Source organism: Flavobacterium sp. (assembly GCF_031409475.1).
Classification (GTDB): domain Bacteria; phylum Bacteroidota; class Bacteroidia; order Flavobacteriales; family Flavobacteriaceae; genus Flavobacterium.
The window spans coordinates 17,817-37,725 of record NZ_JANNXH010000067.1 but is presented as its reverse complement, the minus strand read 5'-3'; the positions used below and the strand labels follow the sequence as shown (position 1 = coordinate 37,725).

The following is a 19,909-nucleotide window of genomic DNA, read 5'->3' as shown; positions in this document are numbered from 1 at the left end:
GGATTTAATTTTTTCAAATATAGATTTTTTGAAAGAAACGTGTAAGAATTTAAGTTATTTTTAAGTGTTGATTTCTAAATCCCGAATGTAATCGTCGTATTCTAAGTAGAAAAGTTCTAAATCATTCATTTTTTCATTAAAAAAAATAAATATTTCGTCCCAATATTTTCTATTACTAACACTAACATCTAGTTTTTCTACCCATATCTTACTTATAATTTTGCCGTTTTCGAGTGTAAAGTTTCGTTCAAAAATCAAGTCTTTTATAAATTCATCCTCTAGAATATCTTTTAGAGATTCTAGTTTTTCAAAATAAGCAATACGCGTGGCATCATTTTTATTTTCAATTGCGATATAGACTTGAGCTTTTGTGTTTTCTACAAAAAATTTCAACGAAAAATCTTTAATTTTTGTATCGTATAGCAACCATTTTCTGGGGTATTTCTCTGCAAATGCAATCCAGAATTCCTGTTTTAATCGCTGCGTTTCTACTTTGCTGTACATTATAGTTAGTTGTTTATTACCGTTTTCATTGAAATACTCTATGTATATTTTCGAAAAGTTGAGTGTAATTTAAATTTGTTTAATTTTTAACACATAGACCTGTCTGCCGACAGGCAGGAACATAGTTTTAATTATTAGCTAAAGACGTTTCACTTTTTTAAAGCAATACATAGCTTTGTGACCGAGACCAGAGGTCGAACTGGCGAATAAAAATCATGAATTGGTCTATCTCGTTCTTCTTTCTATGTATCTGTGTGTCAAAAATTCTTTAAACTAAATCCAATGGGTTAATTTTTATACTATATTTATAGAACATTTCAATGTACAAAAATAGACTTTGATTATGAATTTCCAAGACTTTTTAATACATGTTCCAAGATTTTTAGAAGTTGAGCTTGGTTCTAGTGATGCTCATTTTAAAATGGCTCCTTTTGAAAGAATTGAATTTTTAAAAAATCTAACTTTAGAAAGTAAGACACCGAAAATTGCAGCTGTTATGATGCTTTTTTACCCTAAAAACAGTATCACACATTTAGTACTTATTGTACGCAATTCATACAAAGGTGTTCATTCTGCTCAAATTGCTTTTCCCGGCGGTAAATTTGAAACAAGCGATGAAAATTATGAAAAAACGGCATTACGTGAAACCCATGAAGAGATAGGAATTCATCCTCAAAGTATTGAGGTAATTAGGGCTTTCACCCATTTATACATTCCTCCAAGTAATTTTATGGTCTATCCTTTTATGGGAGTTTGCAAAAACGAAGTTGATTTTATTCCAGACAGTAGTGAAGTTGCCGAAATTATTGAACTCCCATTAACGGTGTTTTTAAGCGATGAAATAATTGTAAATACAAATATATCAACTTCTTATGCAGATAACATTAGTATTCCAGCATTCAAAATAAACAATCATATCGTTTGGGGCGCAACGGCTATGATGTTGAGCGAGTTGAAAGATGTACTGAAAAAAGTACTATAAGGATAAGTTTTCGTAAGTTTGTAATCCAAATTCACAAAAATCAATTTTTTTATGGGATTATTTAAACGCAATCCATTTGGCCATATCCTTTTTATCAAGAAATTTTTAATTCGGATTTTTGCATGCTTAACACACAAACGATATCGAGGCTTTAATGATTTACACATCGAAGGATCAGAAATTATTACTTCGTTGCCAGATACAAACGTGCTTTTTATATCCAATCATCAGACCTATTTTGCCGATGTAGTGGCTATGTTTCACGTTTTTAATGCCAGTTTAAGTGGTCGTCAAGATTCTATTAAAAACTTAGGATACATTTGGCAACCCAAAATGAATATCTATTATGTTGCCGCGAGCGAAACCATGAAATCGGGTTGGCTTCCCAGAATTTTAGCTTATGTTGGTGCAATATCAGTTGAGAGAACTTGGCGTGCTGGAGGAAAAGACGTAACCGAAAAAAAAGAAGTAAACCCAAACGATACCGAAAACATAAAAATTGCTCTCAACGATGGTTGGGTAATTACTTTTCCGCAAGGCACAACTAAATCCTTTAAACCCGTTCGAAAAGGAACTGCACATATTATAAAACAACACCGACCTATAGTAGTTCCAATTGTTATTGACGGTTTCCGTCGCTCATTCGACAAAAAAGGATTGCGATTAAAAAAGAAAGGAATTCTCCAGTCCTTTATCATCAAAGAACCACTCGAAATTGATTATGATAACGATACGATTGATCAAATAGTCGAAAAAGTAGAATACGCCATCGAGCAACATTGCTCTTTTCTAAAAGTAATTCCCGCCGAAGAAATTGTAGCGCAAGAAGAGCTTAATAAATTAAGAAAGTGGGAGTATTAGTTAAAACATTTAATTTATAAATCTATTTTCTTCAATTCCTTATAGTTTGCATTTAATTTTCTTAAAAACCTTCCATATAATAATTTATAAAATAGCCATACCAATCCCATTATTAATAATGCCATAATAGTCATATTAATATAATTTATTTCTAAAATACCTTTAGTGTTTTCTGTACGATTACTGCCTTGATTATATCCTTCATTAAAACTCTCAATCCCACTCATTGCACCTGCCAAACCTCCTATTAAAATATTCCAATATATATAGAATGTAACAATTTTTCGAGTTTTTAAAATATGCTTAATGAGTGTTTTAGATGAATTTAATACAGAAATTGTTTTATAGTTTCTGTAGAATAAATAGATAAATATAATTATTACTAAATAATTAAATTTTTCTAAAAAATTCATAAATGGATGCGAATTCAAAAAATCATCGTATGATTTATCATTCAAAAATAATGCAACTCCGTTCAAAATAACAAATTCCAATATACTCACTATCAGTATCCACTTCACAATCGAAGATGATTTAGTATGCAACATCCTGTAAATTTCTTTTTCTGTAACCTGTTCAAAAGCAGCATTCTTTTGCCAGTCTTTTTTCAATAAATCCAACTCTTCCATAATCACTAAGGATTTAATATTTTTCTTAATTTTCCTTTAATTCTATTCATTTTTACCCTCGCATTCACCTCGCTTATTCCTAAAGTTTCAGCAATTTCGGTATAATCCTTATCTTCCAAATACATAAAAACCAATGCTTTTTCAATATCATTCAACTGGTGCACCGCTTGATACATTAATTTCAAACGCTCTTCTTCCTCATAATTATAATCGTCTTGACTAATAAAATACTGCTGCGATTCATAATCCACAGTCTTTACCGTTCGGGTACTTTTTCGATACAAAGTAATCGCCGTATTCAATGCCACACGATACGACCAAGTCGAAAATTTGCTATCGCCACGAAACTTAGGGAAAGCCTTCCAGAGCTGAATGGTAATTTCCTGAAACAAATCCTTGTGTGCATCAGCATCATTAGTATACAACCTACAAATCTTGTGGATTATATTCTGATTCGTCCTCAATTGCTGTACAAATGATTGCTCTAGATTTTCGCTCATATTCATGTTAGTGGTATAAGTCCCGTATTTGTTACAAATTAAGTGTTTTTATTTAGGAGCACAAGCATCCTGCACTTCAATTCACAGTCGTCCCGCTTTTCGCTATATCTTTTTTTAAAGGCTTCCAGCCTTTAAAAAAAAGTATACCGCTTCAAACGAAGTTCACTGAACTCCTATGGAAGTGGAAACAAAGTGAAGTAATCGGGGCTATTTTTATGACTTTTTGAGTTTTTAAAAACCTTTCCTAGAAAAATTAGAGTATTGATTTTTAAAAATTCCAAAACTTATATTTCCTTAAATTCCTTATATGGTTCAAAAATAATTAACTTCGTCTTTTTGTAAAACAACATTTTACTATGAACATTCCACAATCAAAAAATCCCAGAATTGTCATCATTGGTGGTGGTTTTGCAGGCATAGCATTAGCCAAAAAACTACGCAACCAAAACGTGCAAGTTGTATTGCTCGACAAACACAATTACCACACTTTTCAACCCCTTTTGTACCAAGTTGCCACTGGTGGATTAGAAGCTGGTTCTATTGCTTACCCAATTCGAAAAGTCATTCAGGAATACGATGATTTCTATTTTAGGCTAACAGCTGTCAAGGAAATTGACACCGTGAACCAAAAAGTTATTGCCGAAATTGGGGATTTGAGCTACGATTATCTCGTTATTGCCACAGGTTCTAAAACCAATTATTTTGGCAATAAAGAAATTGAGCGCAATGCCATGTCCATGAAAACCATTCCGCAATCCTTGAATATCAGGAGTTTGATTCTCGAAAATTTTGAGCAAGCGGTTCTAACCAAAGATGTTGCCGATAGAAATACGCTCATCAATTTTGTTCTCGTTGGTGGCGGACCAACAGGCGTGGAACTTGCTGGCGCTTTGGCCGAAATGAAAAAGGCAATTCTTCAAAAAGATTATCCCGATCTCGACATCGATAAAATGGAAATCAATCTCGTGCAAAGTGGCGATAGAATTCTAAATACCATGAGCGAGAAATCTTCCGCCGAAGCCGAAAAATTTCTCAAAAATCTAGGTGTAACTATTTGGAAAAACGTTCGGGTGACTAATTATGACGGAAGAACCATCACCACCAATTCTGATTTAACTTTCGAAACCGCCACAGTGATTTGGACTGCAGGTGTTCAAGGTGCAATCATTGCTGGATTAGACGGAAAATCATTGGTCGAACGAGTAGAGCGCATTCGAGTTAATGAGTGCAACCAAGTTGTGGGTTACAACAACATTTTTGCTCTTGGCGATATTGCTTCAATGGAAACCGTAACGTATCCGCAAGGTCACCCTATGATGGCGCAACCTGCGATACAACAAGGTGATTTGCTGGGCGAAAATCTAGTGCGCTTATTGAATAACAAACCCATGATACCGTTTGAATATAATGACAAAGGTGCCATGGCAACCATTGGTCGAAACCTCGCTGTGGTCGATTTGCCAAACTATCATTTTAGTGGAATTTTTGCTTGGTTTGTTTGGATGTTTGTGCATCTTTTTTCACTAATTGGCTTCAAAAATAGAGCTGTTGTTTTCCTGAATTGGGTCTACAATTACGTTCGTTTTGACCGTGAAGGACGATTGATTATTCGACCGTATAAAAAGAAAAGTTTTGTTACTTTTACGAGTGATGAGGTTTAGTTATCAATCTATCCTGAAAGGTTTCCAAAACCTTGTAGGTATTATTTAATTATTTTTTTATAATAATATACATCCAAATTCACGGCTATTTGTCATTCTGACGCAGGAAGAATCTCAACAAACATGCGCAACAAGTTGAGATTCTTCCTGCGTCAGAATGACAAAATTATATAAAGCTATTCCAGTAATCCTGACACTTCGGGACAAAAGTAAAAGATATAATAATCGTAAAATTTTAGATATCCTTGGGTATAAAACTCATAACCCATAACTCATAACTCATAACTCTTATAATAATTCACCATTAAATTCACAAACTTGCTATAACTTTCCATGCCGTCATTTTGCTGATTCATTTTTAAGAATTGATCATAAAAAGCATGAAAACCTTTATCGATAAAGCTATCGTATTGTTCCCAAAACAACTCGCTTTCTTTGTAGTTTTCTATAATTCCGGGATTAATTTTTGCTTTTAAAATCTTGAATTTCGTCTCGTCTTTCATTCCAATATTTGCCATGCAATACCGCAAGGCATTGGCATAAGCCGAGTATTGAAAATACAAATTTTCGTTTTTTATACAGGCCAAAAAACCAATAAAATTACATTCGCTTTCGCTAGCAAAACCCATTTGGTGCGCCATTTCGTGACAAACTACATTCGGGAAACCATACATGGGCAATTTATCATTCACTTGCGCTTCATTGGTAAACGGATTCAAATAACCACCAAAACCCATATAAGTCAACGGTAAGCTGAATAATGATTTCTTGATGCTAGGTGTTTCGTATTTAAAAAACGGGTATTCTTGAGCTAAATTATCATAACCATTTTGAGTCATTCTAAAAACAGCATCTTGTGAATACGGACTAATAACTTTTAGGTTTTTGTTTTGTGTGATTTCGAGTTGAACAGTGTTTGTTTTAGCAATCAATTTTTCGGTAAAAGCTACTAAATCACTCTCCGTATATTCCCGTTGAATTTTCATTTTTTCAAATAATGGAACACGATAATAATTCAATGCCCAAAGAATATGAAGCAAAAAATAGGCAACTGACAAAAAACTTAAAACTTTTAAAACCGAATCTTTCCAATTCGTTTTCCAATTTTTTCTCGTTTTCCAAATAGAAATCAGGGGGTAAATAATCACAATTCCATAGAGTAAATCCCCAACCGAAAATGGAATTTTTCCCAAAGCAGTTCGTGAAATTTTCGAAATCGAAACATACAAACCGTTGCTGTAAAAACGCTCCACAACTTCAGGAAAAAAAGCTATTATTTTCAAGAAAATAATTTGGAATACAAGAAATAATGGGAGTAGGTATTTGCGTTTCACGGTTATTCTTTTGGTATAAAAATACTCATAATTAAAGAACTCGTAATTCTTTTTTGTAAATTTGTAACTCAATATAAAAGTTATGACACAAATCACTTTGAATATTCCGGATAATGAATTGGGTTTCTTTATGAAATTGATAGAAAAATTTAATTACGAACCTTTAATTAATGATTTTTCTATTAATCAAGAAATGAAAAATGTATTAGATGAAAGAAGAGCTACTTCAAGCAATGAGGATTATGTGTCATGGGAAGAAGTTAAAAAACAAATTCGTTTTAAATCTAAATAATGAGTTTCAAAATTGTATTCGAACCTAGATCAATTTTTGACATTCAAGACGCAGTTGATTATTATGATTCCCGTCAAATAGGATTAGGTGAATATTTTTATGAAACTTTAGAAAAACATATTGAAGTTATAATCAAATCTCCATTTTTTCAAGTTAAATATAAAGACTATCATGGTCTTCCAATTAAAAAATTCCTTTTATAATTTTTTATTTTATAGATGAGGAAACGAAAACTGTTTATATTGTATCCGTTTTTAACACCTCATTGAATCCTTTAAAATATCCAAAATAACAAATCACATATAATGAGCCAAGAAATTAGAAACCTTGAACCCAAAGACCTTTGGAATAAATTTGCCGATTTAAACGCAGTTCCACGACCTTCCAAAAAAGAAGATAGAGTCATTCAATTTATGAAAGACTTTGGAAACTCTTTAGGATTAGAAACCTTTGAAGACGAAATCCGTAATGTAATTATTCGGAAACCTGCAACTGCTGGAATGGAAAATCGAAAAGCAGTAGTGCTTCAAGGACATTTAGACATGGTGCACCAAAAAAATGGTGATACCGTTTTTGATTTTGACACACAAGGAATTGACATGTATGTTGATGGCGATTGGGTTCGTGCTCGTGGTACGACATTAGGTGCTGATAATGGTCTTGGAGTTGCCATGATTATGGCAATTTTAGAAAGTAAAACTATCCAGCATCCAGCAATCGAAGCTTTGTTTACTATTGACGAAGAAACCGGAATGACGGGAGCTTTGAATCTAAAAGGTGGCGTGTTGCGGGGCGATATTTTACTCAATATGGACACCGAAGAAGACGACGAAATCGACATAGGTTGCGCTGGCGGAATCGATGTAACAGCAACTCGTACCTATCACGAAGAGGAAACTCCCGAAGGTTCTGTGGGACATATTATTACTGTAAAAGGCTTGAATGGCGGACATTCCGGAATGGATATTCACAAGGGTTTGGGCAATGCCAATAAAATTATGAACCGTTTGTTGTTTGACGGATTTGAGAATTTTGGACTTCAAATTGCCGAGATTAACGGCGGGAGTTTGCGCAATGCCATTCCGAGAGAAAGCGTTGCCAAAGTGATTATTTCGGCGATGTTTGATGAAGCATATATTTTTGATATGCAAGAAATCATCAACGACATCAAAACCGAATATAAAACAACCGAGCCCAACTTAACTATAGAAATCGTGAAATGCGATTTGCCTACAAAAGTAATGGATTTGGGTGTTCAAGAAGGAATTATTCGTTCGATTTATGCCGCGCACAACGGAGTTTATAGAATGTCTGCTGATATGGAAAATTTAGTCGAAACTTCCAATAATGTGGCACGAGTAATCATCAAAGACGGGGAAATATCCGTTGGCTGTTTGACGCGATCTTCGGTTGAAACTTCAAAATTCGACTTGGCAAATGCCTTGCGATCTACTTTTGAATTGTGTGGTTGCGAAGTAACTTTTGGCGGTAATTATCCGGGTTGGACACCCAATGTAAAATCCGAAATTCTGGATGTTTTGACTGCAATTTATGAAAAACAAAACGGCTCCAACGCTAAAGTTGTCGCCTGTCACGCCGGTTTAGAATGTGGAATTCTAGGTACAAATTATCCTGATATGGATATGATTTCCTTTGGTCCAACAATTCACGGAGCGCATAGTCCAGACGAAAGAGCATCGATTAAATCTTCGCAAAAATTCTATAAATTTGTGTTGGAAATTCTGGAGAAAATCCCTTTTAAGTAGTGTTCAGTATTCAGTAAAAAAAATAGTGTTCAGTAAGAAACTGAACACTATAATCTGATCACTGAACACTAAAAACTAGTCTCTTTTAGGGCTGTTTTTTTTCTCTCTTTTTTCTTCTTTCTTTTCCTTTGCGGTTTTCAAAGGTTCTTTTTTTACGGTTTTTTTTGCGTCTTGACTTTTTGCCATGATATTGAATTTTAGATATTAGATATTACTTTTTGTTGAAGTAAATATAAAAATAATTTTTGATACCAAATAGGGATTTTGCTTTTTACTTTATTTCAAAAAATCGCCATCAATTATTAATAACACAACTCCTTTTGCAGCAATAGACCGATGCGAACTCAAATCGTCTGAAACAATATACGTCATTCCTTTTGAAAGTTTGAATTGTTCACCGTTTTTTAGTTCGCTAACAAATTCACCTTCCAGACAATGTACAATATGCCCTTTCTGACACCAATGATCGGCTAGATAGTTTTTGGAATATTCTACTTTACGAACTCGAAGACCAGCATATTGCATGGTTTGCCAATAAGCAATTCCAGTTTCGCCTTTCTGTTCTGTTTTTTCTATGTTACTCCAGTTTATGGTTTGGAAAGGGATGTTCATCGTTAATTTTTTTTATTTGCATAACAAAAGTACATAATTCAAAAAAATCCCCAACTATTTTCGTAATTGAGGATTGAATTATTTTCTCTGTATGTCATCTGCAAGCTGAAACACTTCAGTAATTTGGTGTCGCTTAATAGTATGGAATCAAGTGACAATTTTGATAATTTTGTCATTCTGACGCAGGAAGAATCTCATAACGTGAGCAACAAATGAGATTCTTCCTGCGTCAGAATGACAAATAGTTGATGTTATATTCTTCTCAAATTAAAAAAAATCCCCAACTACTTTTGTAATTGAGGATTGAATTATTTACTCTGTATTCTAACTTCCAACTTCTAACTTTTTCAATTAATGAACTAAAACCCAAGTTCCGTTAGCAATTAAACTTTCGGCTTTCTTGAACTTTATTTCTTGCGTTTGTCCGTTGGCAACATTTTGTATGGTTACTGTATCGTTGCGATTAATTTTTGGTTGGTCGCGAACTATAGTTTCTGTAACCTGACGTTGTTGTGTTTGTCCCGCTTCGCGATTCGCACTTTCGCTAGAAACGATTTCGTCTTTGCTGGTTTTGTAATTTTCTTTAACTTTAACTTCTTTTGCTTCCTGAATTTTAGGAGTGGTTTGTTGTGGCAAATCACCTTTAAACAAAAACGAAATCACTTCCTTGTTTACACCATTAAGCATCGAACTAAACAAATTAAATGCTTCGAATTTGTAAATAAGCAACGGGTCTTTTTGTTCGTGAACCGCTAATTGTACGGATTGTTTTAGCTCGTCCATTTTGCGTAAATGTTTTTTCCATGCTTCATCAACGATGGCGAGAGTGATGTTTTTCTCAAAATCTGCAACAAGTTGGTTTCCGTTTGATTCGTAGGCTTTTTTCAAATCAGTTACCACATTCAATGATTTTATTCCGTCAGTAAACGGTACGATGATGCGCTCAAACTGATTGTTTTTATCTTCATAAACATTACTAATAATTGGAAAAGCTTCTCTGGCGCTGCGTTCTGTTTTTTCGGCATAAAAAACCGAAGCGGCTTTGTATAATTTGCCAGTTAGTTCCATTTCTGACAATTTACTGAAATCACTTTCAGCAATTGGAGAAGTAATAGAGAAATACCGAATTAGTTCAAATTCAAAGTTTTTGAAATCATTTGTCGCTTTATTATCATTTACAATTAACTCGCAAGTGTCGTACAACATGTTTGCAATATCGAGTTTCAAACGTTCTCCATGCAACGCATGACGACGACGTTTGTAAACCACTTCACGTTGTGCATTCATGACATCATCGTATTCTAACAATCGTTTACGAACACCAAAATTGTTTTCTTCGACTTTTTTCTGTGCACGTTCGATGGATTTAGTCATCATCGAATGTTGGATCACTTCGCCTTCTTGCAATCCCATTCGGTCCATTACTTTGGCCACTCTTTCGGAACCAAATAAACGCATCAAATTGTCTTCGAGTGAAACATAAAATTGGGAACTTCCGGGATCACCTTGACGACCAGCACGACCACGCAACTGACGGTCGACACGTCGAGAATCATGGCGTTCTGTTCCTACAATTGCTAATCCGCCAGCAGCTTTTACTTCGGCAGAAAGTTTAATATCCGTTCCACGACCTGCCATATTTGTTGCGATAGTTACTACGCCTGGTTTTCCTGCTTCTTCCACAATTTGGGCTTCTTGTTTGTGCATTTTGGCATTCAATACGTTATGGGCAACGCCACGCATTTTTAACATTCGGCTCAATAATTCCGAAATTTCTACTGATGTTGTACCAATTAAAACGGGTCTTCCTGCTGCGGATAATTCGGTTACGTCTTCAATAACCGCATTAAATTTTTCTCTAGTAGTTTTATAAATAAAGTCTTCTTTATCTTTTCTAACCATCGCTCTATTTGTAGGGATTTCTACAACGTCTAATTTATAGATTTGCCATAATTCGCCAGCTTCGGTAGTTGCTGTTCCAGTCATACCGCCTAATTTGCTGTACATTCTGAAATAATTTTGAAGCGTTACAGTGGCAAATGTTTGGGTTGCATCTTCGATTTTTACATTTTCTTTGGCTTCGATTGCTTGGTGCAAACCGTCAGAATAACGGCGACCGTCCATAATACGACCGGTTTGTTCATCGACAATCATAATCTTGTTGTCCATGATTACATATTCGACATCTTTTTCGAAAAGGGTATACGCTTTCAATAATTGTGTCAAAGTATGAATACGCTCACTTTTGATTCCAAAATCTTGAAACAATCTTTCTTTCTCTTCCGCTTCTGCGTCTTTGGCTAAATTTTTCTTTTCTATGAGTGCAATTTCGGTTCCAATGTCTGGAAGAACGAAAAAATCACTATTTGTATCTCCCGACAGAAATTTAATTCCGTTATCCGTTAGTTCTACCTGATTATTTTTTTCTTCAATTACAAAATACAAAGCTTCATCCACTTTTGGCATTTCACGCTTGTTGTCTTGTAAATATTGATTTTCGGTTTTCTGAAGCAATTGTTTTATTCCTTCTTCACTCAAAAATTTAATTAAAGCTTTGTTTTTTGGTAAACTTCTATAAGCTCTAAACAATAAAAAACCACCGTCTTTTGTATTTCCTTCCTTGATTAATTTTTTGGCTTCGGACAGAAAACCATTGGCTAATTGTCGTTGAAGACTAACTAAATTTTCAATCTTTGGTTTTAACTCATTAAACTCATGACGATCACCTTCGGGAACAGGACCAGAAATAATAAGTGGCGTACGCGCATCATCAATCAAAACCGAGTCGACTTCATCAACAATTGCATAATTATGTTTGCGTTGTACCAAATCATTTGGCGAATGTGCCATATTATCTCTCAAATAATCAAAACCAAATTCGTTATTTGTACCATAAGTAATATCAGAATCATAGGCTTTTTTGCGACCTTCAGAATTGGGTTGGTGGTTGTCTATACAATCTACACTCAAACCATGAAATTCGAATAATGGTGCTTTCCAAGTGCTATCTCGTTTAGCCAAATAATCATTTACAGTTACTAGGTGCACACCGTTTCCAGTCAAAGCATTTAAATATAAAGGTAAAGTTGCTACCAATGTTTTCCCTTCACCCGTTTGCATTTCGGCAATTTTTCCTTCGTGCAAAACCATTCCGCCAATTAATTGAACATCATAATGAATCATGTCCCAAGTAATTTCTTTTCCTGCCGCATTCCATGAATTTGCCCAAATGGCATTGTCGCCATCTAGTGTGATGTAGCTTTTTGTAGCCGAAAGTTCTCGGTCTTTTGGTGTTGCAGTTACTGTAATTAGAGTGTTCTCTTTAAAACGTCTGGCAGTTTCTTTTACGACTGCAAAAGCTTCAGGAAGAATTTCTAATAAAGTTTTTTCCGAAATTTCATAAGTTTCTTTTTCTAATGCATCGATTTCAAAATAGAGGTCTTCTCGTTTATCAATATCCTCAATTTTTTCTACTTCTATTTGTAGTGAAGCAATTTTAGCATCTTTTTCAGCACGAGCTTGTTTTATTTTTTCTTTAAAAAAAAGGGTACGCGCTCTTAATTCATCATTAGATAAAGATTGTAAACTATTTTCAAAAGTCTTTATTTTGTTTAAATAAGGTTGTAAAGCTTTGACGTCTTTTTGAGATTTATCCCCAACAAAGACTTTGATTATACTGTTTATGAAACTCATAATTGGTGTGTATTTCTAATTATAAAAGTGTGTAAATTTAACCAAAAAAAAAGCCTCTTTAGAGACTTTTAATTGATAATATTATTTTTAATATTCATCCTCATTCCAAAGATAATCTTCGTCAGTAGGATAATCCGGCCAAATTTCTTCCATTGATTCATATATCTCGCCTTCGTCCTCTATAGATTGAAGGTTTTCTACTACTTCAAGCGGCGCACCAGCTCTAATAGCGTAGTCAATAAGTTCGTCTTTGTTAGCAGGCCACGGTGCATCACTTAAATAGGATGCTAATTCTAATGTCCAATACATAGTTGTCAATTTAGTTTTGTGCAAAAATAATTTTTTTACTGAAAAAGACAAGTAAAAAACGATTTATTTTTAATTAAAGTTAAGAACGTGTTATTTAGTTGGCAGTGGTCAGTAAAATAGTGGTCAGTTGTGTGGCTTTAAAAGCTTTGTTTAAATCTAAAAACTGAACACTTCAAAGCTGAATACTGAACACTATTTCCTCGGTATCCATTTCACTTCGTCAGCGTTTAAATCTGAGGACAACTTTCGTGCCAATACAAAAAGGTAGTCAGAAAGTCGGTTGAGGTACTTGATTGCAATTTCGGCAACAGGTTCGTTATGGCTTAAATGCACTGCTAAACGTTCGGCGCGACGACAAACGCAACGAGCAATATGACAATATGACACGGTTGTGTGTCCGCCGGGTAAAACGAAATGGGTCATTTGTGGCAACGAATCTTCCATTGTGTCGATTTCGTTTTCTAAAAGTTCGATATCACTTTCTATAATCCCCAGTTTTTGAAGTCGTAATTCACCGTTTTTCATAACTTCTTTTTCTGGTGGTGTAGCGAGAATTGCGCCTACCGTAAACAATCGATCCTGGATTTCTGTAAGGATTTCTTTGTAGTGTGTATTCATTTCTTGATCCCGAATGAGTCCGATGTAAGAATTTAGTTCATCGACAGTTCCATAACTTTCTATCCGAATGTGGTCTTTTGAAACTCGTGTTCCCCCAAAAAGTGCTGTTGTTCCGCCGTCTCCAGTTTTTGTGTATACTTTCATTTTTATAATACTGTAAAATTAATTTACTTACAATTGTAATAATAGATGTTTTGTGTGCTATTTCTCGAATTATCATCCGGATAAGAAACCATTGAAATTATTTTCCATTTTTGATTTTCTTGCACAAGAACCCTGCTTTCGATACTTTTATTTACGGCAACATCTTTGTTCTCATTAGAATATTTAAATGATACATAGGCCATATTATTGTTAGTAGTTATTTTTAAATCTAAAATTTTAAAATTTGCTTTTTTATAATCAATTGGTTTTGGATTTTCTTTCATCCAGTCACCAACAAATTTTGACAAATCTTTCCACCCATTTGCTCTTAATAGAAATTCTGGTTCAACACAAATCCAATAAACGTTTTCGTTGTTAACAAAATTGGATGACCACTTTTTGAAATCTTTTTCATAAAAAGTTTTGGTTTCGTTTTCGATAACTTTTATCAATTCAGAATTTTCAGGTATCGTATTTTTTTCTTGGCAACTAGTAAAAAAAATACACAATGTAATAGTAAGTAAACAAATTGATTTTTTCATGTTTATTGTTTTATTTAATAGTATCACTTTCGATAATTCCGTCGCGTAAACGAATAATTCTATGCGCATAAGCTGCGATTTCTTCTTCGTGTGTTACAACAATTACGGTATTTCCGTTTTTATGGATTTCGCCAAAAAGTTTCATGATTTCTAACGATGTTTTGCTGTCGAGGTTTCCTGTAGGTTCATCAGCTAGAATTATCGATGGGTTGTTGACCATTGCTCTGGCAATTGCTACTCGCTGACGTTGACCTCCCGAAAGTTGGTTGGGTTGGTGATCCATCCTATCATTTAATCCCACTTGAGTTAAAACTTCGGTAGCACGAATTTTTCTTTCGGATTTTGAAAATCCAGCATAAATCATAGGTAGTGCAACATTGTCTAATGCAGTTGTTCTTGGTAAAAGATTAAAAGTCTGGAATACAAAACCTATTTCTTTGTTACGGATTTCGGCTAATTCATCGTCTTTCATTTTACTAACATCTTTATTGTTAAGAATATAAGACCCGGATGTTGGCGTATCTAAACAACCTAAAAGGTTCATTAAAGTAGATTTTCCAGAACCACTTGGTCCCATTAAGGCTACATATTCTCCTTTGTTTATTTCTAAATCAATGCCTTTAAGCACATACACGATTTCATTTCCGAGAACAAAATCTCGTTTAATATTTGTTATTTTTATTAATGGATTCATTGAGATTTTGAATTTTGAATTTTGAATTCAGATTTTAAAAGTACAAAAGACTTTTTAATAATTGTAAGTATAGAAATAATGATTTTTGTTACAATTTTTCAAATCAAAAAACTTTGATTACTTTTGAGTAAAAATAGAATTATGTTAAACAAAGAATTTCAAAATCAAATTCCCGAAGTAATTTTGTTGCTTAAAAAGCATAAAATAAAAAGTGCCTTTGTTTTTGGTTCCGTTTTAACCAAAAAGTTTAATAAAAAAAGCGATATTGATTTTTTAGTAAATCTTCAAGACGGCTTAGATCCAGTAATTGCGGGTGAGCATTTATGGGATTTAGGGTATGAATTAGAATATTTATTAAAAAGAAAAATAGATTTATTAACAGAGCGGTCTCTAAAAAATCCTTTTTTTATAAAAGAATTAAATGAAACTAAATTTTCGATTTATGGATAATCGTTTGATGAAATTATTGAAAGACATTTCGATTTGTATCGAAAATATAGATAATTATTTAGGAGAAAAAAAGATTTTTGAAGATTACGATTCTAATTTTCTGGTGCAAGATGCCGTCGAAAGAAATATAATTACTATTGGTGAAGCAATGAATTTAATTTTGAAAATATCACCAGATATTGAGATTTCAAATTCACGAAAAATAGTTGATGCTAGAAATAAATTAACTCACGGTTATGATGAAATTGAAAATTTGCAAATTTGGAACATTATAATCAAACATTTGCCGGTTTTAGAATATGAAATTTCAAAATTATTGCGCCCTTAATTTCATACCCGAATCACGAAATGCTCTTTTTCTTGCTCTTTTCTAAAAAACACTATTCCCCATTGAAAGGTGTCAATGGTTACGGTTACTTTAGGATGGTTTTTGATGATTTCCCAAGCATTTTCCATGTCTGGAGACCAATGAATATCATCAAAAACCCAAACGGTTTCGTTAGTAATTGTAGGAAGCAATAATTCGAAATATTCTAAAGTAGATTGCATGGAATGATTTCCGTCAAAATAAATCAATTGATAATGGAGAGTTGATAATTGATAATTATGGAGAAAGTCTTCAAATTTAATTTTATTACATTCTACATTATTGAAATTATATAATTGCAATTGTTTTTTTGCTATTGCCATTGTATTAGGACAACCTTCCAATGTTGTAACTAAAGCATTTTTATTTCCTATTGAAATTGCTGCAGTCGCAAGACCTAATGAAGTTCCAATTTCTAAAATAGTTGAAGGCTGAAAATAAGCTACCATTCTAAATAATAATTTTGCCCGTTTTGAGGAAATCCCTGCCGTTTTTGCAATTTGATTTATCGCTCTGTTATTTGATTTAAAAACGCGTGAACCAACACCAAAATCACTTACTTCAATAGTGTTTTTATTTTCTAAAAGTGAATTTCTGTAGGCTTTGAGGATTGCATATTCAGGGTAATTTTTTTTGTCATAAAAACATTTCGTAACCAAATCATACACAAATGGCGAATGAACTCCGTGTTCGTTTTTGGAGTTCCAGAGGAATTTAAAGTAAGATTTTATGATACGCTTCATTTCTACCACGAATTACACGAATTTACACGAATTAAAGTAACTTCAAAAAGAAATTCGTGGTTATCTTTTATCCTTCAATTTTTGCAGAAAGCTCAAACCAGCGTTCTTCTCGATCTTCAATTTTATTGTTGATGTTTTCTAGTTCTTTTGCTTTAGCAGAAATATCTCCATCGGCTACTTTTCCGTCAGTGAAAAGCTGTTCGATTTTGGCTTTTTCGATTTCTAAATCCTTGATTTCTCGTTCGATTTTCTGGTATTCTTTTTGCTCGTTGAACGTTAAATTCCCAGTAGGATTATTTTGTTTCCAATCTTTTTTCTCGGCTTTGTTGTCTTCTTTTTGAGCTACATCGGCACTGTCTTCATAAGCTCTAAAATCAGAATAATTACCTGGGAAATTTTCTATTTCGCCTTGACCTCTAAATATAAATAAATTGTCCACTATTTTATCCATAAAGTAACGGTCATGAGAAACCACAAGTAAGCAACCAGGATAATCCAATAAGAAACTTTCTAATACATTCAAGGTTACAATATCTAAATCATTTGTAGGTTCATCGAGAATCAAAAAGTTAGGATTTTGAATCAAAACCGTACACAAATACAGTCGTTTTAACTCACCACCACTTAATTTTTCGACATAATCGTATTGCTTTTTTGAATCAAACAGAAAGCGCTCCAGCAATTGTGAAGCCGAAATAATTTTACCTTTCGTAAGCGGAATGTATTCTCCGTATTCTTTGATGACGTCAATTACACGTTGACCTGGTTTTGGGTTAATACCACTCTGTGTGTAATAGCCAATTTTTATAGTGTCTCCCACAACCACTTTCCCACCATCCAGCGGCAGTGTTCCTGTTAATAAATTCAAGAAAGTTGATTTTCCGGTACCGTTTTTCCCAATGATTCCAATCCGTTCTCCGCGTTGAAAATCAAAACTAAAATTATCCAAAATCACATGGTCTTTAAACTTTTTTGAAATTTTGTGAAGCTCAATAATTTTGCTTCCCATACGTTCCATGTTGATTTCGAGTTCGACCACGTTTTCGCGACGGCGACTTTGTGCTTTTTCTTTAATCACATAAAAATCATCCTGACGGGATTTACTTTTGCACGTTCGCGCTTTTGGTTGGCGACGCATCCATTCCAATTCTTTGACGAATAGGTTTTGGGCTTTGTCTACACTCGAATTTTCTGAAGCAATGCGCTCTTCTTTTTTCTCTAAATAATAGGAATAATTGCCTTTGTATTGGTATATTTTTCCGTTGTCCAATTCGATGATTTCGTTACAAACCCGCTCTAGAAAGAAACGGTCGTGTGTTACCATAAACAAGGTAATATTTTCTTTGGCAAAATAACTTTCCAGCCATTCAATCATTTCTAAATCCAAATGATTCGTGGGTTCGTCCAAAATTAATAAGTCAGGACGATTGATCAAAATAATTGCTAATGACAAACGTTTTTTCTGTCCGCCCGAAAGATTTTTCACCTTTAATTTAAAATCTTCCAACTTCAATTTAAACAATATTTGCTTGTATTGCGTTTCAAAATCCCAAGCATTATGTTGGTCCATTCCGTCAAAAGCTTTTTGATAGGCTTCTTCATCTTCGGGGTTTTCCAACGCTTTTTCGTAGGCTTCAATGACCTTTAAACTCTCGTTATCTGAGGCGAAAATGCTTTCCTCAATTGTTAATTCGTCCTGTAATTTATTATCTTGGGACAGAAATGCCATTCTGATGCTTTTTCGAAGCACAACTTGACCTGTGTCGGGTTCGTCAAAACCGTTAATGATGTTCATTATGGTGGTTTTTCCAGAACCGTTTTTGGCTATAAAAGCAATTTTTTGATCTTTATTAATTCCAAAAGAAATGTCTTTAAAAAGGGTTCGCTCTCCAAAAGATTTTGATATATTTTCGACTGATAAGTAATTCACAAGAGTAATTTTTTTGCAAAAGTAAGTCATTGCGTGTAAGGAAGCAACCTTTTAATTTTTTAGCTTTTTCGAATTATTTCGTACATTTGGTTTTAAATTAAAATGCAATGGATAATTCAAACAAAAAATATAAAACTACAGATTCAATTATTTCTAAAGTTGAAGAACCAGCCGAAGTTCATGGAGAAATTTTAAATCAATCACAAGTTGATTCCGAAGCAGAATGGGATAAAATGCCTGTTGTTTTGAAAAAACTTCTGGAAAAAGGAATTAAAGAATCGGAACAAGGATTGGGGATATCTCATGAAGAAATGATGAAAAAAGTCAAAGCAAAATATCCTTTTATTAATGGAATATAAAATAAAATGGCTAATCGATTCTTCAATATCCTATCAAGATGAAATTGATTTTATATATTTAAAATGGAATTATAAAGAGGTAGAAAAATTTATTTTATTAGTTGATGAAAATTTAAAAAGATTATCAATAAACCCTTTCATTGGAATTCCTGTAAAAACAATTTTCAGAATAGTTATTTCAAAACAAACAACATTATATTATAAAGTTGTTGAAAACGAAAAACGAATCGACTTATTGATTTTCTGGAATAACTTAAAAAAACCTGACGACTTAAACAAGTTGCTGTAAAAGTGGACTATGCAACTATCAGTAGTTATAATGTGCGCTATTTGTTTAGTTTTCCAAAACAATAATTAATTCGTATATTTGGTTTAAATTAAACACAATGGATAATTCAAACAAAAAATATAAAACTACAGATTCAATTATTTCTAAAGTTGAAGAACCAACTATTGTTTATAATTCAGAGAAAACGTATGCAAATATTGAAGATCATCCGCTATTTGCTAAAGTAATTGAAAAGTCTAAAAAAGAAGCTTCAGAAGGAAAAGGATCAACAACTGAGGAAGTGATGAAAAGAGTTAGCGAAAAGTTCTCTTTTTTAAAATGAGTTATAAAATACTTTGGCAACTTAATTCTGAAATCACATATTCCGATGAAATCGATTATATTTATTTAAAATGGAATCATAAAGAGGTTGAAAAATTTCAGGAGTTAGTTATTGTAAACTTAAGTAGAATATCCATAAATCCACTTATTGGAAAATATGATTCTAATTTGAAACTTTATTTTTTTGTAATTTCTAAACAAACAACATTGTATTATTCGATCAATCAAGATACAAAAAATGTGGATTTACATCTCTTTTGGAATAATCAAAAAAATCCTGACGACTTAACCAAGTTGCTATAAATTCCG

24 protein-coding genes are annotated in these 19,909 nt (G+C 33.4%); 12 read left to right on the top strand and 12 right to left on the bottom strand.

Annotated features, from left to right (window positions below; genetic code table 11):
• Positions 1-60: 60 nt before the first annotated feature.
• Positions 61-504, bottom strand: a complete 444-nt coding sequence (locus RMO53_RS13045) for a DUF4268 domain-containing protein (RefSeq protein WP_310381539.1) — start codon at positions 502-504, stop codon at positions 61-63.
• A 343-nt stretch (positions 505-847) separates the two neighbouring features.
• On the opposite strand from RMO53_RS13045, the gene RMO53_RS13040 reads away from it, so the two are divergent.
• Together RMO53_RS13040 and RMO53_RS13035 are read left to right on the top strand one after the other, a co-directional pair.
• Positions 848-1,486, top strand: coding sequence for a CoA pyrophosphatase (locus RMO53_RS13040; protein WP_310381537.1), 639 nt, complete (start codon positions 848-850; stop codon positions 1,484-1,486).
• 51 nt (positions 1,487-1,537) lie between these two features.
• Positions 1,538-2,347 (top strand): lysophospholipid acyltransferase family protein, encoded by an 810-nt coding sequence (locus RMO53_RS13035; protein WP_310381535.1) that lies wholly within the window; start codon positions 1,538-1,540, stop codon positions 2,345-2,347.
• Between the two features lie 14 nt (positions 2,348-2,361).
• On the opposite strand, the gene RMO53_RS13030 is transcribed toward RMO53_RS13035, so the two are convergent.
• Positions 2,362-2,976, bottom strand: coding sequence for a hypothetical protein (locus RMO53_RS13030; protein ID WP_310381533.1), 615 nt, complete (start codon positions 2,974-2,976; stop codon positions 2,362-2,364).
• Positions 2,977-2,981: 5 nt separating this feature from the next.
• Positions 2,982-3,476 carry a sigma-70 family RNA polymerase sigma factor gene (locus RMO53_RS13025; RefSeq protein WP_310381531.1) on the bottom strand — a complete coding sequence of 165 codons (495 nt, stop codon included), beginning with the start codon at positions 3,474-3,476 and terminating at the stop codon, positions 2,982-2,984.
• A gap of 356 nt (positions 3,477-3,832) precedes the next feature.
• Here RMO53_RS13025 and RMO53_RS13020 point away from each other — a divergent pair, with 356 nt between their 5' ends.
• Positions 3,833-5,137 (top strand): NAD(P)/FAD-dependent oxidoreductase, encoded by a 1,305-nt coding sequence (locus tag RMO53_RS13020; RefSeq protein ID WP_310381529.1) that lies wholly within the window; start codon positions 3,833-3,835, stop codon positions 5,135-5,137.
• Positions 5,138-5,409: 272 nt separating this feature from the next.
• Here RMO53_RS13020 and RMO53_RS13015 read toward each other — a convergent pair whose 3' ends face one another.
• Positions 5,410-6,471 carry a DUF3810 domain-containing protein gene (locus RMO53_RS13015; protein WP_310381528.1) on the bottom strand — a complete coding sequence of 354 codons (1,062 nt, stop codon included), beginning with the start codon at positions 6,469-6,471 and terminating at the stop codon, positions 5,410-5,412.
• An 82-nt stretch (positions 6,472-6,553) separates the two neighbouring features.
• Between RMO53_RS13015 and RMO53_RS13010 the strand changes: the two genes are divergently transcribed.
• From RMO53_RS13010 to RMO53_RS13000, 3 genes are all read left to right on the top strand, one after another.
• Positions 6,554-6,763, top strand: coding sequence for a hypothetical protein (locus RMO53_RS13010; RefSeq protein WP_310381526.1), 210 nt, complete (start codon positions 6,554-6,556; stop codon positions 6,761-6,763).
• A complete protein-coding gene (locus tag RMO53_RS13005; protein WP_310381524.1) occupies positions 6,763-6,966 on the top strand; it encodes a hypothetical protein in 204 nt (67 codons plus the stop codon). The genes RMO53_RS13010 and RMO53_RS13005 overlap by 1 nt, the downstream gene beginning before the upstream one ends.
• Positions 6,967-7,068: 102 nt before the next feature.
• Positions 7,069-8,529, top strand: a complete 1,461-nt coding sequence (locus RMO53_RS13000) for an aminoacyl-histidine dipeptidase (RefSeq protein ID WP_310381522.1) — start codon at positions 7,069-7,071, stop codon at positions 8,527-8,529.
• Between the two features lie 276 nt (positions 8,530-8,805).
• Here the strand turns inward: RMO53_RS13000 and RMO53_RS12995 are convergent, their stop codons facing one another.
• The 6 genes from RMO53_RS12995 to RMO53_RS12970 all read right to left on the bottom strand — a co-directional run bounded on the left by RMO53_RS12995 (position 8,806) and on the right by RMO53_RS12970 (position 15,141).
• The gene (locus tag RMO53_RS12995; RefSeq protein ID WP_310381520.1) at positions 8,806-9,141 is read right to left on the bottom strand and encodes a DHCW motif cupin fold protein; all 336 of its coding nucleotides are present in this window, start codon (positions 9,139-9,141) and stop codon (positions 8,806-8,808) included.
• Positions 9,142-9,492: 351 nt separating this feature from the next.
• The gene (secA, locus tag RMO53_RS12990) at positions 9,493-12,834 is read right to left on the bottom strand and encodes a preprotein translocase subunit SecA (protein ID WP_310381518.1); all 3,342 of its coding nucleotides are present in this window, start codon (positions 12,832-12,834) and stop codon (positions 9,493-9,495) included.
• 87 nt (positions 12,835-12,921) lie between these two features.
• Positions 12,922-13,143 carry a DUF2795 domain-containing protein gene (locus RMO53_RS12985; protein ID WP_007138072.1) on the bottom strand — a complete coding sequence of 74 codons (222 nt, stop codon included), beginning with the start codon at positions 13,141-13,143 and terminating at the stop codon, positions 12,922-12,924.
• Between the two features lie 192 nt (positions 13,144-13,335).
• Complete coding sequence (locus RMO53_RS12980; RefSeq protein WP_310381517.1) at positions 13,336-13,905, bottom strand: cob(I)yrinic acid a,c-diamide adenosyltransferase; 570 nt, start codon at positions 13,903-13,905, stop codon at positions 13,336-13,338.
• A gap of 23 nt (positions 13,906-13,928) precedes the next feature.
• Positions 13,929-14,447: a hypothetical protein gene (locus RMO53_RS12975; protein ID WP_310381515.1), complete on the bottom strand. Its 519-nt coding sequence runs from the start codon at positions 14,445-14,447 to the stop codon at positions 13,929-13,931.
• Positions 14,448-14,457: 10 nt separating this feature from the next.
• The gene (locus RMO53_RS12970; protein ID WP_310381513.1) at positions 14,458-15,141 is read right to left on the bottom strand and encodes an ABC transporter ATP-binding protein; all 684 of its coding nucleotides are present in this window, start codon (positions 15,139-15,141) and stop codon (positions 14,458-14,460) included.
• Between the two features lie 141 nt (positions 15,142-15,282).
• Between RMO53_RS12970 and RMO53_RS12965 the strand changes: the two genes are divergently transcribed.
• Together RMO53_RS12965 and RMO53_RS12960 are read left to right on the top strand one after the other, a co-directional pair.
• Positions 15,283-15,591, top strand: coding sequence for a nucleotidyltransferase domain-containing protein (locus RMO53_RS12965; RefSeq protein ID WP_310381511.1), 309 nt, complete (start codon positions 15,283-15,285; stop codon positions 15,589-15,591).
• Complete coding sequence (locus RMO53_RS12960) at positions 15,563-15,919, top strand: HepT-like ribonuclease domain-containing protein (protein WP_310381509.1); 357 nt, start codon at positions 15,563-15,565, stop codon at positions 15,917-15,919. Before RMO53_RS12965 ends, RMO53_RS12960 begins: the two co-directional genes overlap by 29 nt.
• A gap of 2 nt (positions 15,920-15,921) precedes the next feature.
• On the opposite strand, the gene RMO53_RS12955 is transcribed toward RMO53_RS12960, so the two are convergent.
• Together RMO53_RS12955 and RMO53_RS12950 are read right to left on the bottom strand one after the other, a co-directional pair.
• The gene (locus RMO53_RS12955) at positions 15,922-16,701 is read right to left on the bottom strand and encodes a class I SAM-dependent methyltransferase (RefSeq protein ID WP_310381507.1); all 780 of its coding nucleotides are present in this window, start codon (positions 16,699-16,701) and stop codon (positions 15,922-15,924) included.
• A 67-nt stretch (positions 16,702-16,768) separates the two neighbouring features.
• Positions 16,769-18,631, bottom strand: coding sequence for an ABC-F family ATP-binding cassette domain-containing protein (locus RMO53_RS12950; protein ID WP_310381505.1), 1,863 nt, complete (start codon positions 18,629-18,631; stop codon positions 16,769-16,771).
• Positions 18,632-18,738: 107 nt separating this feature from the next.
• Here RMO53_RS12950 and RMO53_RS12945 point away from each other — a divergent pair, with 107 nt between their 5' ends.
• The 4 genes from RMO53_RS12945 (at position 18,739) to RMO53_RS12930 (ending at position 19,903) form a co-directional block, all read left to right on the top strand.
• On the top strand, positions 18,739-18,990 hold the full coding sequence (locus tag RMO53_RS12945; protein WP_310381504.1) for a hypothetical protein: 252 nt from the start codon (positions 18,739-18,741) through the stop codon (positions 18,988-18,990).
• Complete coding sequence (locus RMO53_RS12940) at positions 18,980-19,279, top strand: hypothetical protein (protein ID WP_310381502.1); 300 nt, start codon at positions 18,980-18,982, stop codon at positions 19,277-19,279. The genes RMO53_RS12945 and RMO53_RS12940 overlap by 11 nt, the downstream gene beginning before the upstream one ends.
• A 97-nt stretch (positions 19,280-19,376) precedes the next feature.
• Positions 19,377-19,601: a hypothetical protein gene (locus tag RMO53_RS12935; RefSeq protein ID WP_310381500.1), complete on the top strand. Its 225-nt coding sequence runs from the start codon at positions 19,377-19,379 to the stop codon at positions 19,599-19,601.
• Positions 19,598-19,903, top strand: coding sequence for a hypothetical protein (locus RMO53_RS12930; protein ID WP_310381498.1), 306 nt, complete (start codon positions 19,598-19,600; stop codon positions 19,901-19,903). Before RMO53_RS12935 ends, RMO53_RS12930 begins: the two co-directional genes overlap by 4 nt.
• Positions 19,904-19,909: the final 6 nt, after the last annotated feature.

Bases quoted from the DNA above. Each gene is read 5' to 3' on its own strand.
- RMO53_RS12970 (WP_310381513.1), bottom strand. From the start codon at position 15,141: ATGAATCCATTAATAAAAATAACAAATATTAAACGAGATTTTGTTCTC.
- RMO53_RS13030 (WP_310381533.1), bottom strand. From the start codon at position 2,976: ATGGAAGAGTTGGATTTATTGAAAAAAGACTGGCAAAAGAATGCTGCT.
- RMO53_RS13005 (WP_310381524.1), top strand. From the start codon at position 6,763: ATGAGTTTCAAAATTGTATTCGAACCTAGATCAATTTTTGACATTCAA.
- RMO53_RS12935 (WP_310381500.1), top strand. From the start codon at position 19,377: ATGGATAATTCAAACAAAAAATATAAAACTACAGATTCAATTATTTCT.
- RMO53_RS13020 (WP_310381529.1), top strand. From the start codon at position 3,833: ATGAACATTCCACAATCAAAAAATCCCAGAATTGTCATCATTGGTGGT.
- RMO53_RS13010 (WP_310381526.1), top strand. From the start codon at position 6,554: ATGACACAAATCACTTTGAATATTCCGGATAATGAATTGGGTTTCTTT.
- RMO53_RS13040 (WP_310381537.1), top strand. From the start codon at position 848: ATGAATTTCCAAGACTTTTTAATACATGTTCCAAGATTTTTAGAAGTT.
- RMO53_RS12940 (WP_310381502.1), top strand. From the start codon at position 18,980: ATGGAATATAAAATAAAATGGCTAATCGATTCTTCAATATCCTATCAA.
- secA (WP_310381518.1), bottom strand. From the start codon at position 12,834: ATGAGTTTCATAAACAGTATAATCAAAGTCTTTGTTGGGGATAAATCT.
- RMO53_RS12985 (WP_007138072.1), bottom strand. From the start codon at position 13,143: ATGTATTGGACATTAGAATTAGCATCCTATTTAAGTGATGCACCGTGG.
- RMO53_RS12955 (WP_310381507.1), bottom strand. From the start codon at position 16,701: ATGAAGCGTATCATAAAATCTTACTTTAAATTCCTCTGGAACTCCAAA.
- RMO53_RS13035 (WP_310381535.1), top strand. From the start codon at position 1,538: ATGGGATTATTTAAACGCAATCCATTTGGCCATATCCTTTTTATCAAG.
- RMO53_RS13000 (WP_310381522.1), top strand. From the start codon at position 7,069: ATGAGCCAAGAAATTAGAAACCTTGAACCCAAAGACCTTTGGAATAAA.
- RMO53_RS12960 (WP_310381509.1), top strand. From the start codon at position 15,563: ATGAAACTAAATTTTCGATTTATGGATAATCGTTTGATGAAATTATTG.
- RMO53_RS12980 (WP_310381517.1), bottom strand. From the start codon at position 13,905: ATGAAAGTATACACAAAAACTGGAGACGGCGGAACAACAGCACTTTTT.
- RMO53_RS12995 (WP_310381520.1), bottom strand. From the start codon at position 9,141: ATGAACATCCCTTTCCAAACCATAAACTGGAGTAACATAGAAAAAACA.
- RMO53_RS12975 (WP_310381515.1), bottom strand. From the start codon at position 14,447: ATGAAAAAATCAATTTGTTTACTTACTATTACATTGTGTATTTTTTTT.
- RMO53_RS12965 (WP_310381511.1), top strand. From the start codon at position 15,283: ATGTTAAACAAAGAATTTCAAAATCAAATTCCCGAAGTAATTTTGTTG.
- RMO53_RS13045 (WP_310381539.1), bottom strand. From the start codon at position 504: ATGTACAGCAAAGTAGAAACGCAGCGATTAAAACAGGAATTCTGGATT.
- RMO53_RS12945 (WP_310381504.1), top strand. From the start codon at position 18,739: ATGGATAATTCAAACAAAAAATATAAAACTACAGATTCAATTATTTCT.
- RMO53_RS12930 (WP_310381498.1), top strand. From the start codon at position 19,598: ATGAGTTATAAAATACTTTGGCAACTTAATTCTGAAATCACATATTCC.
- RMO53_RS13025 (WP_310381531.1), bottom strand. From the start codon at position 3,476: ATGAGCGAAAATCTAGAGCAATCATTTGTACAGCAATTGAGGACGAAT.